This is a genomic window from Bradyrhizobium sp. USDA 4452 (genome assembly GCF_054063575.1).
Window position 1 is genome coordinate 3,942,699 of sequence record NZ_JBSSGK010000001.1, and the last position, 11,653, is coordinate 3,954,351.

11 protein-coding genes and 1 pseudogene are annotated in these 11,653 nt (G+C 64.6%); 11 read left to right on the forward strand and 1 reads right to left on the reverse strand.

Annotated features, from left to right (window positions below; all coding sequences use genetic code 11):
- Positions 1-13 precede the first annotated feature (13 nt).
- Positions 14-562 (forward strand): N-acetyltransferase family protein, encoded by a 549-nt coding sequence (locus ACVISU_RS18980; protein WP_456707933.1) that lies wholly within the window; start codon positions 14-16, stop codon positions 560-562.
- On the opposite strand, the gene ACVISU_RS18985 is transcribed toward ACVISU_RS18980, so the two are convergent.
- Entirely contained in the window at positions 544-846 is a 303-nt protein-coding gene (locus ACVISU_RS18985; RefSeq protein ID WP_244522060.1) for a DUF6916 family protein, read from the reverse strand. The two genes, ACVISU_RS18980 and ACVISU_RS18985, sit on opposite strands and share 19 nt — an antisense overlap.
- 353 nt (positions 847-1,199) lie before the next feature.
- Between ACVISU_RS18985 and ACVISU_RS18990 the strand changes: the two genes are divergently transcribed.
- From ACVISU_RS18990 to ACVISU_RS19035, 10 genes and pseudogenes are all read left to right on the forward strand, one after another.
- Positions 1,200-2,354, forward strand: a complete 1,155-nt coding sequence (locus ACVISU_RS18990; protein ID WP_050401834.1) for an iron-containing alcohol dehydrogenase — start codon at positions 1,200-1,202, stop codon at positions 2,352-2,354.
- 29 nt (positions 2,355-2,383) lie between these two features.
- Positions 2,384-3,934, forward strand: coding sequence for an AMP-binding protein (locus tag ACVISU_RS18995; protein ID WP_050401833.1), 1,551 nt, complete (start codon positions 2,384-2,386; stop codon positions 3,932-3,934).
- A gap of 121 nt (positions 3,935-4,055) precedes the next feature.
- Positions 4,056-4,211, forward strand: a pseudogene (locus ACVISU_RS19000) (DUF2270 domain-containing protein); the annotation flags it as partial.
- Positions 4,212-4,278: 67 nt separating this feature from the next.
- Positions 4,279-4,755 (forward strand): DUF2270 domain-containing protein, encoded by a 477-nt coding sequence (locus tag ACVISU_RS19005; RefSeq protein ID WP_456710855.1) that lies wholly within the window; start codon positions 4,279-4,281, stop codon positions 4,753-4,755.
- An 80-nt stretch (positions 4,756-4,835) separates the two neighbouring features.
- Positions 4,836-5,723 (forward strand): TauD/TfdA dioxygenase family protein, encoded by an 888-nt coding sequence (locus ACVISU_RS19010; RefSeq protein ID WP_456710856.1) that lies wholly within the window; start codon positions 4,836-4,838, stop codon positions 5,721-5,723.
- Between the two features lie 350 nt (positions 5,724-6,073).
- Positions 6,074-7,669, forward strand: coding sequence for an ABC transporter substrate-binding protein (locus ACVISU_RS19015; protein WP_050401830.1), 1,596 nt, complete (start codon positions 6,074-6,076; stop codon positions 7,667-7,669).
- 35 nt (positions 7,670-7,704) lie between these two features.
- Positions 7,705-8,652 carry an ABC transporter permease gene (locus ACVISU_RS19020; protein WP_456707934.1) on the forward strand — a complete coding sequence of 316 codons (948 nt, stop codon included), beginning with the start codon at positions 7,705-7,707 and terminating at the stop codon, positions 8,650-8,652.
- Between the two features lie 61 nt (positions 8,653-8,713).
- Entirely contained in the window at positions 8,714-9,607 is an 894-nt protein-coding gene (locus ACVISU_RS19025; protein WP_050401828.1) for an ABC transporter permease, read from the forward strand.
- The gene (locus ACVISU_RS19030) at positions 9,607-10,620 is read left to right on the forward strand and encodes an ABC transporter ATP-binding protein (RefSeq protein ID WP_456707935.1); all 1,014 of its coding nucleotides are present in this window, start codon (positions 9,607-9,609) and stop codon (positions 10,618-10,620) included. The genes ACVISU_RS19025 and ACVISU_RS19030 overlap by 1 nt, the downstream gene beginning before the upstream one ends.
- Positions 10,617-11,633 carry an ABC transporter ATP-binding protein gene (locus ACVISU_RS19035; RefSeq protein WP_456707936.1) on the forward strand — a complete coding sequence of 339 codons (1,017 nt, stop codon included), beginning with the start codon at positions 10,617-10,619 and terminating at the stop codon, positions 11,631-11,633. The genes ACVISU_RS19030 and ACVISU_RS19035 overlap by 4 nt, the downstream gene beginning before the upstream one ends.
- Positions 11,634-11,653 lie beyond the last annotated feature (20 nt).

Here is an 11,653-nt window from a genome sequence, read left to right on the forward strand (position 1 = left end):
CATGGCGGATGGCTTGAGTACCGATCCCGTTGCAGCGGCGTTCGAATGGACGCGCGCCGCGGATGCCGGCCTGACTTTTCGTCGTATCGCCGATGCGGACTTGCCGTTCCTGGCGCGCCTCTATGCTTCAACCCGCACCGAGGAACTGGCGGTGGCACCCTGGAGCATGGAGCAGAAGGCCGCTTTTCTCGCCATGCAATTCCACGCGCAGCATGCGCATTACCAGCAACACTATCCGACCGCAGACTGGCTGGTGATGATGCGTGGTGGAGAGGATATCGGCCGCCTCTATCTCGACCGCTGGCCGAGCGAGCATTGCGTCATCGACATCGCCTTCCTGCCGGAACATCGCGGATCCGGTCTCGGCGGCGCGCTGATGCGCGACCTGCTCGATGAAGCCGACCGCGCCGGCAAGGCCATGACAATCCATGTCGAGAAGTTCAATCCGGCGATGCGGCTCTACCGCCGGCTCGGATTCGTCACCGAGGAAGACAAGGGCGTCTACGATCTGATGCGCTGGCAGGCGACGGGTACTTCTGGCCCTCAGGTAAAGATCGCCTGATAGCCGTTACCGTCGCCGAGCGGACCGATCGGCACCAGGAAAATCTCGATCACGCCCAGCGCCGGATGCCGCACCGGATAGATCGCCTGCGGCAGCCAGGCTCCCTTCGGCGTCGTGAACAGCAGCGAGAACGCACCGCCCGGCCGGCCGCTGTTGCCCACGGGCTCGATCTTGGCGAGCTGCAGCGCCAAAGCGTTTTCCGCCGTCTGCATCTCGAACTCTGCGCCCTGATGCGGCGTGAAGTCGTCAATATGGAGCTTCGCCAGATCGACGGTGGATGTCATGCGCACGTCCCTGTTGCCTTTGAGGTGTAACACACGCCGCGATGTTACCGTCAAGATTTCTGCCGGCCATTCGACTTCGACCTCGAGCTTTCGCTGGGCGCTTCGCTTCCAGGGGGAGGCAAGTAAACGCAAGACTCGGACGCAGCGCGCCACGAGGATGTGGATACTTGATCCACAAGCGACGCAACATACTCCATGTCGTCCCGGCGAAGGCCAGGACGCCGGACGACGGCGATGAATGCGGAGCCTGCGACCGTGCAACCCAGACCCCTGATGACGTCCCCGATTTCCTCCGCTAACCTCCCCGCAAAGGGCCGCCGGCAAGGCGGACGATTTTGAGGGAGGAGACGCGCGTGCATCGAGGCCGTGTCGTATTCGGCGCCATGGAGGAGGTCGTGTTCGGGCGGCCCGCCCGTGAGGCCGTCGTCGAGCAACTGGACCGGCTTGGCGCCCAGCGCGCCTTCCTGATGGTGTCGGGAACGCTGAATCGCGAAACCGACGAGATAGAAAAGATCCGCCAGGCGCTCGGTGCCCGCTGTGTCGGCACCTTCGACCAGATGCCGGCGCACACGCCGCGCGCCGCGGTCATCGCGGCGGCGCAACAGGCGCGTGACGCGAAGGCCGATCTGATCGTCACGATCGGCGGCGGCTCGATCACCGACGGCGCCAAGGCGGTGCAGCTTTGCCTCGCCAACAATGTCACGACATCCGACGGCATCGACACGATCCGCACCCGCGGCGGCGTCTCGCCCGAGATGACCCCTCCCACCGTGCGCCAGATCAGCGTGCCGACCACGATCGCCGGCGGCGAGTTCTCCTCGATCGCAGGCGTCACCAACGAGGCCAAGCGGCAGAAGGAGATGCTGCGCCATCCCCTGGTGATGCCGCGCGCCACCATCCTCGATCCTGATATCTCGGTGCACACGCCGGACTGGCTGTTCCTGTCGACCGGCATCCGCGCGGTCGATCATTGCGTCGAGGGCATCTGCTCGCGCGAGGCGCATCCCTACGGCGATGCGCAGGCGCTGAAGGGGCTTCAGATGCTGGCGGCCGGCCTGCCGCGGGTGAAGGCCGATCCGAAGGACATTTCCGCGCGGATGGATTGCCAGATCGGCACCTGGCTGTCGACCGGCCCGCTCGCCTCCGGCGTGCCGATGGGCGCGAGCCATGGCATCGGCTACGTGCTCGGCGCCGAGTTCGACGTGCCGCACGGCTACACCTCATGCGTGATGCTGCCGGCCGTGATGCGCTGGAACAAGCGCGACAATGCCGAGCGGCAGGCGCTGGTCGCGGCCGCGATGGGCCATCCGGGCGAGGACGCCGGCGACGTGCTCGACCGCTTCATCCGCAACCTCGGCATGCCGCGCAGCCTGCAGGAGGTCCACGTCGGCCCTGAGCATTTCGACCGCATTGCGGCGGGTGCGATGCGCACGCCCTGGGTGCCGCGTAATCCGCGCAAGATCGACGGTCCGTCCCAGGTTCGCGAGATTCTGGTGATGGCGACCTAAGGCAAGAATGAGGGGAGATCGGAGCTTCGATGTACACCGGCAAGCATGCTTACCTGCGCCCGCTGCAACCTGCCTTTATCATGGCCGGGACCGGCGAGATCGTCACCTATCGCGAGCTCGAGGCGCGCAACAACCGTCTCGCGCATCTGTTCCGCAACCGCGGCATGAAGCGGCTCGACCACTATTCGATCTTCATGGAGAACAACAACCGCTACCTCGAGGCGTGCGGCGCCGGTGAGCGCTCCGGCCTCTACTTCACCTGCGTCAATTCCTATCTCACGCCCAGTGAGCTCGCCTACATCCTGACCAACAGCCAGTCGCGGATCCTGATCACGTCGAAGCTGAAGCTCGACGTCGCGCGCGAAGCGCTGAAGGAATGCCCGCAGGTCGAGCTCTGCATCGTGGTCGACGGCGACAGTGAAAGCGATCGCATCGTCGGGCTGCGGGAAGCCACCGCAGGCCTGCCGGCGACGCCGATCGCGGACGAATATGCGGGCACCGCGATGCTCTATTCGTCCGGCACGACCGGCCGGCCCAAAGGCATCGTGCGGCCGCTGCCCGAGCAGCCACCGTCGCAAAACCTGCCGCTGTTCGATTTCCTGACCAATCTCTGGCACTACCGCGAGGGCATGGTCTATCTGTCGCCGGCGCCGCTCTATCATTCGGCGCCGCAGGCTGCGGTCAATCTCACCATCCGGATGGGCGGCACCGTCGTCATCATGGAGAGCTTCGATCCCGAGCGCTATCTCCAGCTGGTCGAGAGATGGGGCATCACCCACAGCCAGCTGGTGCCGACGATGTTCTCGCGCCTGCTGAAGCTGCCCGACGAGGTTCGCAGCCGCTACGACCTGTCGACGCTCGAGATCGCGATCCATGCCGCGGCACCCTGCCCGGCTCTGGTCAAGGACGACATGATCAAATGGTGGGGCCCGATCATCCACGAATATTACGGCGCGACCGAAGGCCTCGGCTTCACCGCCTGCAACAGCGAGGAATGGCTCGCGCACCGCGGCACCGTCGGCAAGGTGCTGCTTGGCGACCTGCATATCCTCGACGAGAACATGCAGCCGTGCCCTAAGGGCACGCCGGGCACCGTGTGGTTCAAGACCGCGACGCCGTTCGAGTATTTCAACGATCCGGCCAAGACCAGCGAGGCCCGCTCGGCGGACGGCAGCATGAGCACGGTCGGCGACGTCGGCTATGTCGACGACGACAACTTCCTCTATCTCACGGACCGCGCCACCTTCATGATCATCTCCGGCGGCGTGAACATCTACCCGCAGGAATGCGAGAACCTTCTGATCACCCATCCCAAGGTTGCCGACGCCGCGGTGTTCGGCGTGCCCAATGCCGATCTCGGCGAAGAGGTGAAGGCGGTGGTGCAGCCGGTCGACGGCATCGCGCCGGGGCCGGAGCTCGCCGAGGAGCTGATCGCCTTCTGCGCAAGCTCGCTGTCGCGCCAGAAGGTGCCGCGCTCGGTGGATTTCGAGGCCGAGCTGCCGCGGCTGCCGACCGGGAAACTCTACAAGCGTCTGCTGCGCGATCGCTATTGGGGCAACAAGACCTCGCGCATCGTCTGAACAAGCGATGCAATGAGCGAGGCCGTTGCAGCGGGGAGGCCCGCCGGCGCAACAAATTCGCCCGTCGCGCGGATTCCGCGCTATGCTGCGGGATCGCAAGCCAGCTTCGCCGGAGGCCGCCATGCCGTCGCCCCAGCCGCGCGAGCCGGAGCCGGTACCGGCCGGAAGGCTCGAATTCACTGCCGCCGAGATCGGGGCGCTCGCCCATCTCTATCGCGGCGAGGTCTACCGCAGCACGGTCTGGCGCACCCGCCTCGACAGCTCCACCAACTGGGCGGTGGTCACGACCGGCATCGCGCTGTCGGCGACCTACAGCAACGCCGAGGCCTCGCCCTTGCCGATGGGTGCTGGTCGGGCTGCTGGTCACGGTGTTCCTGTTGTTCGAGGCGCGACGCTATCGCTATTTCAACGTCTGGCGCGCCCGCGCGCGGCTGCTCGAAACCGATTTCTACGCGCCGATGATCCGCGGCGAAGGTCCCACCCCGAACGCAGCCTGGACCGAGCTGCTCGCCAACGACTACCGCCGCCCGCGCTATCACATCAGCCTTGCCCGCGCGATCGGCCGGCGGCTGCGTCGGACCTATGGCTGGATCTTCTCGATCCAGGCCATCGCCTACTACGGCAAGCTGGCGATTCATCCCCTGCCGCTGACCACCCGGAGCGAGATCTGGGACCGCGCCGCGATCGGCCCGATTCCCGGCGCCATCGTGGTTCTGGCCGGCGTCGCGTTCCATTCCAGCTGGGCGCTGTTCGCCTCTATCACGCATCGCATGGAGGTCGCAGATCGGCGTACGCGGCACAATCTGATCGCGATGGGGTGAGAAGGCGCGTGCCGCGTTGCCGCTGGCCGGCTTTTCCCCTAACCTCACCCCAACAAGAAAAAGACAGGGAGGATTTGCCGATGGAAGTGATCCCACTGCGCCCCGGATTCGGAGCCGAACTGCGCGGCGTCACGCTTTCGGATGTTGCCGCCAGCGATGCCGCTTATGCTGCGGTGCGCGCGGCGTTCGAGGAACACTCGGTGCTGGTGTTCCGCCATCAGGAGGTCAGCGACGACATCCAGCTCGCCTTCTCGCGCCGCTTCGGTCCGCCCGAGACGACCAAGGTCGGCTCGATGGGCACCGGCTCGCATTTCGTGATCCTCTCGACCTTCGGGCCAGACGGCAAGGTGGTTCCGTCGGACCATCGGCAGCAGCTGCGCGCCAAGGCCAATCAGCTCTGGCACACCGACTCCTCCTTCAAGCGCGTGCCGGCGCTGACCTCGATCCTGTCCGCGCGCATCATCCCCGAACATGGCGGCGAGACCGAGTTCGTCTCGATGCGGCTGGCCTTCGAGCGGCTCGACAAGGATGTGGCGAAGCGATTGGAGGACTCGTTCGCCTGGCATTCCTACGCGCATTCGCGCAGCAAGGTGGCAGCCGGGCTCGCGACAACGGAAGAAGTCGACGCGTTGCCGCCGGTGTGTTGGCGCATGGTCTGGCGCAATCCCGTCAACGGCCGCGGCGCGCTGTATCTCGCTTCCCACGCCTATGGCGTCGAAGGCATGGACACGGAGGCCGGCAAGGCGCTGATCGAGCAATTGACGGAAGCTGCGACCGCACCCGGCGTCAGCTATCTGCATCAATGGAAGCAGGGCGACGTCGTGATGTGGGACAACCGCGCCACCATGCATCGCGGCCGCCCCTGGCCGGCGCATGAAGGCCGGCTGATGATCCGCACCACAATCTCGGCGACCGAGGCCGACGGTGTCGCGAACATGCACCCGCCCTCAACGCAAGCGGCGGAGTGACCGTGAATGCGAATATTTTACCGTCATCCCGCGGAGCCGAAGCGCGCCTCAGGATGACGAGACCAGATAACGTGCGAGATGTCGGCGACATAGTATCGCTGATTGCGGACCGCTTCACATCGCAGGCAAAAGGGTTATCAATCGAATTCGGACGGAGAGTCCTCATTGCATAGCGAGACAGACTGAGTTCCCTATAATCACAGCCATTATTCGCGGCAGGTGGAAATTTTAATGTGTCGGCGTCATCCGAATTGCCAATCCCCGCACGACCGTCGCCGGTTGCCCGATAGCCTCACCGTGGTATCGTCAATGCCAATCGGCCATTGAGACCGAAATTTGTGGAGGGGACCATGCGGAGCGTGCAAGCGCTGGCCGTCGCGGTGTTGGCTGTGCTGACCATCAGCGACGTTTCACGCGCAGCCGAGCCGAAATCCGGCGGCATCTTCAGAATCTATCACCGCGACAGCCCCGGCAGCGCCTCGATCCACGAGGGCGCGACCTATTCGCTGAACGTGCCGTTCATGCCGATCTTCAGCAATCTCGTCATCTTCGATCAGCACATCGCGCAAAACAGCGCCAGCACGATCCGGCCCGAGCTTGCGGAAAGCTGGGCCTGGAGCGGCGACAACAGGACGCTGACCTTCAAGCTGCGCAAGGACGTGAAGTGGCACGACGGCAAGCCATTCACCGCAGCCGACGTCAAATGCACCTTCGACATGCTGATGGGCAAGTCGCAGCAGAAGTTCCGCCAGAACCCGCGCAAGTCCTGGTACGACCAGGTCGACGAGGTTACGACGAACGGCGATTATGAAGCATCGTTCAAGCTGAAGCGGCCGCAGCCGGCGCTGTTGTCGCTGCTCGCCTCGGGCTATTCGCCGGTCTATCCCTGCCACGTGTCGCCGGCGGAGATGCGCACCAAGCCCATCGGCACCGGCCCGTTCAAGTTCGTCGAGTTCAAGGCCAACGAGTCGATCAAGCTCACCAAGAACCCCGACTACTTCAAGAAGGGCCTGCCCTATCTCGACGGCATCGAGTTCACCATCATCCCGAACCGCTCGACCGCGATCCTCGGTTTCGTATCGGGCAAGTTCGACATGACGTTCCCGACCGAGGTCTCGATCCCGCTGCTCAAGGACGTCAAGTCGCAGGACCCCAAGGCGGTCTGCGTGGTGGAACCGAACAACGTCTCTACCAACATCATCATCAATTCTAGCGCACCGCCGTTCGACAATCTCGACATCCGCCGCGCGCTGGCGCTGGCGCTCGACCGCAAGGCGTTCATCCAGATCATGTTCGAGGGCCAGGGCGACATCGGCGGCACCATGGAGCCGGCACCGGACGGCCTGTGGGCGATGCCCAAGGATATGTTGGAGCAGATTCCCGGTTACGGTCCCGACATCGAGAAGAACCGCGAGGAAGCCCGCAAGCTGATGCAGAAGGCGGGATATGGTCCGGACAAGCACCTGCAGATCAAGGTGTCGACCCGCAACATCGCCGTGTACCGCGACCCCGCGATCATCCTGATCGACCAGATCAAGAGCATCTATATCGACGCCGAGCTCGACGTCGTCGACACCGCGCAATGGTTCCCGAAGATCGCACGCAAGGACTATTCGCTCGGCCTCAACCTCACCGGCAACGCCGTCGACGAACCCGACCAGTCGTTCTACGAGAACTATGCCTGCGGCTCCGAGCGCAACTACACCAACTATTGCAACAAGGACATCGAGAAGCTGTTCGACCAGCAGTCCGAGGAGACCGACCTCGACAAGCGCAAGAAGCTGGTCTGGGAGATCGACAAGAAGCTCCAGGAAGACGTCGCGCGGCCGATCATCTTCCACGCCCGGACCGGCACATGCTGGAAACCTTACGTGAAGAATGTCACGGTCATGTCCAACAGCTCCTATAACGGCTATCGTTACGAGGACGTCTGGCTGGACAAGTAGTCCAAGATACGGACGAGATAGGGAGAAGCGCGAGGGTGTTTGCCTATATCGTCCGGCGGCTGTTTCTGATGCTCGTGACCCTGTTCGGGATCTCGGTCATCATCTTCGTGCTGCTGCGGGTCGTTCCCGGCAACATAGTCGACATCCTGTTCGACGCCGCAGGCTTCGTCGATCCCGCCGACAAGGCCAATCTCGAGCGCGAGCTCGGCCTGAGCCAGCCGATCGTGATCCAGTATCTGCACTGGATCGGCGGCCTGCTGCGCGGCGATCTCGGCTATTCCTATGTCTCGGAGAAGCCGGCGCTCGAGGAGATCCTGCCGCGGATTCCGATCACCGCGCGCCTGGCAGGGCTGGCGCTATTGTTCTCCGCCTCGATCGGCATTCCGCTCGGCGTGATCAGTGCGGTGCATCAGGGCTCGAAGCTCGACTATGCGCTGCGCGTCGTCAGCCTCAGCGGCCTGTCGCTGCCGTCATTCTGGCTCGGCCTGTTGATCCTGATGGCCTCGGTCTCGCTGTTCGGCACCATGCCGATCTTCAATCCGAACCCGAAGACCTGGCTCGAGGCGCTGACGATCTATGCGGTGCCGGCGATGGCGGTCGGCTTCCGCAGCGCGGCGCTGACCATGCGCATCACCCGTTCTTCGATGCTCGAGATCCTGCGCCAGGACTACATCCGCACCGCGCGTGCCAAGGGCGCCTCCGAGGCCTCGGTGAACTATCACCACGCGCTGAAGAACGCCGTATTGCCGGTCATCACCGTGATCGGCATCGAGGCCGCATTTCTGATTGGCGGGCTGATCGTCACCGAGACGGTGTTCAACATCCCCGGCATCGCCCGCTTCCTGGTCGAGGCGCTGCGCTGGCGCGATTACCCGATCGTGCAGAACCTCGTGATGTTCATCGCGGTCGTGGTCGTGGTCGTCAATTTCGTCGTCGACATGCTCTATGCGGCGATCGATCCGCGTATCCGGTTCGGAGACTAGCATGATCCGGAAAAGTGGGAGCCGGTTTTCCGATAAGATCATGCTCAACTAAAGAGGCCGCGTGGCAACGATCAACTTCGACAGCGAACTGCGACGCGCCGGGGCTAACGCGACCGGCGGCTGGGGACGTCTGGCCTTCCTGGCGCAGCGCCATGTGCTCGGCACGATCGGCCTCATCATCATGCTGCTGTTCGTGCTGACCGCGATCTTTGCCGATCTGATCAGCCGGTACGATCCGCTCACCGTCGATTCCGCACACCGGCTGGCCGCGCCCTCCACGCTGCACTGGTTCGGCACGGATTCCTTCGGCCGCGACGTCTGGAGCCGCATCGTCCATGGCGCGCGGATCTCGCTTGCGGTCGGCATCGGCTCCACGACCTTGGGGGCCACGCTCGGCGTCATCGTGGGTCTCACCTCCGGCTATCTCTCCGGCTGGGTCGACCTCGTATTCCAGCGGGTGACCGACATCCTGCAATCGCTGCCGCTGCTGGTACTTGCACTGGTGATGACCGCGGCGCTCGGCCCGTCGCTGCCGAACGTGATCCTCGCGATCGCCATTCCCTTGATCCCGACGGTCGCCCGCGTGATCCGCGCCAACACGCTGGCGCTGCGCGAGCAGCCGTTCGTGGAAGCCGCCAAATCGATTGGCATGAGCGAGATGCGGATCGCGCTGCGCCACGTGCTGCCTAACACCATCGCGCCATTGATCGTTCTGGCCACTGCGCAGCTCGGCTCGACCATCCTGACCGAGGCGTCGCTGTCGTTCCTTGGCCTCGGCATCCCCGAGCCTTATCCGTCCTGGGGCCGCATGCTGTCGGAATCCGCTGCGGAATATGTCCGCACCGCGCCGTGGCTGGTGATCTTCCCCGGCATTGCGATCAGCCTTGCGGTGTTCGGCACCAATCTGTTCGGCGATGCGCTACGGGACATCCTTGATCCGAGGCAGCGCGGCTGATGAGCGAGGCCAAGACGGCAGAGACGGTTCTCGACGTGAGGAACCTGCAGACGGTGTTCTTCACCAATTCCGGACTGTTCCGTGCGGTCGACGACGTCTCGTTCTCGGTCCGCCGCGGCGAGACGCTGGCGATCGTCGGCGAATCCGGCTGCGGCAAGAGCGTCAGCGCACTCTCGATCGTGCGCCTGGTGCCCGATCCGCCCGGCCGCATCGTCGGCGGCTCGGTGACGCTCGAGGGCACCGATTTGCTGAAGCTCGACGATGCCGCGATGCGCGCCGTCAGGGGCAACCGGATCTCGATGATCTTTCAGGAGCCGATGACCTCGCTCAATCCGGTGATGCGGATCGGCGACCAGATCGTCGAGGCGGTGCGGCTGCATCAGAAAGTGAGCAGCAAGGAAGCCTGGAAGCAGGCCGTCGACATGCTGCGGCTGGTGCGGATACCGGAGCCCGAGCGCCGCGCGCAGGAATATCCGCATCAGCTCTCCGGCGGCATGCGCCAGCGCGCGATGATCGCGATGGCGCTGGCGCGCCGGCCGGCGCTGTTGATCGCGGACGAGCCGACCACCGCGCTCGACGTCACCATCCAGGCACAGATCCTCGCATTGATCGTCGATCTGCAGCAGCGGCTCGGCACCGGGCTGATCCTGATCACCCATGACCTCGGCGTCGTCGCCCAAACCGCGCAGCGCGTGATCGTGATGTATGCCGGCAAGAAGGTCGAGGAGGCGACCGTCGAGTCCCTGTTCGAGACGCCGCTGCATCCTTATACGCGCGGGCTGATGGCCTCGATGCCGGCGGTGATCGCGCTCGGCGCGAAGAGCGATGCTCGGTTGGCCGAGATTCCCGGCATGGTGCCGTCGCTGACCAATCTGCCGCCCGGCTGTGCTTTCGCACCGCGCTGCAAGCTCGCGGTCGACCGCTGTCGTCAGGAATATCCGCCGCTTGACGAGGTCAAACCCAATCACTGGGCGGCCTGCTGGCGCGCCGGCGAGATGGCGGAGGCGTCATGACCGAGCACCGGCCGCTCCTCGAGGTCACCGATCTCGTCAAGCATTACGCGGTGCGCGGCGGCGTTCTGCGCCGGCAGGTCGGCACCGTGCATGCAGTCGACGGCGTCAGTTTTTCGCTCGGCGCCGGCGAGACGCTCGGGCTGGTCGGCGAATCCGGCTGCGGCAAGTCGACGGTGGCGCGTACCGTGTTGCGGCTGGTCGAGCCGACCAGCGGCGCCATCAAGCTCGACGGCGAGGATATCGCGCCGCTCAGCAAGACGGCGCTGCGGCCGTATCGCCGCTCGATGCAGATCGTGTTCCAGGACCCGTTCGCTTCGCTCAATCCGCGCATGACGGCCGGCGATATCGTCGGCGAACCGCTGAGCGTGCACGGCATCGCGACCGGCGCAAAGAAGCAGGAGCGCGTCGCGGAGCTGTTCCAGCAGGTCGGCCTCCGGCCCGACCAAATGAAGAACTTCCCGCATCAATTTTCCGGCGGGCAGCGCCAGCGCATCTGCATTGCCCGTGCGCTGTCGCTCGGGCCGCGGCTGATCGTCTGCGACGAACCGGTCTCCGCGCTCGACGTCTCGATCCAGGCGCAGGTGATCAACCTATTGATCGACCTGCAGCGCAAGCAGAACTTCTCCTATTTGTTCATTGCGCACGATCTCGCGGTCGTCGCCCATATCAGCCACCGCGTCGCCGTGATGTATCTCGGCCGCATTGTCGAGATCGCCGACAAGCACGAATTGTTCGCCAATCCGCGCCATCCCTATACGCAGGCGCTGCTCGCATCCGTGCCGATCGCCGACCCTAAGGCCAGGCGGATCGCGCCGCTGATCGACGGCGATGTGCCGAGCCCGATCAACCCGCCGCCTGGCTGCGCCTTCCACACCCGCTGCCGCTACGCGATGGATCGCTGCAAGACCGAACGCCCCGCGCTGCAGGCGGCCGGCACCGCGCATCAGGTGGCGTGCTGGCTGAACGACGGGACGGGGCAAGCCGCCTCATACTCCACTGTCGTCCCGGCCTAGCGCAATTGCACACTGGGCCG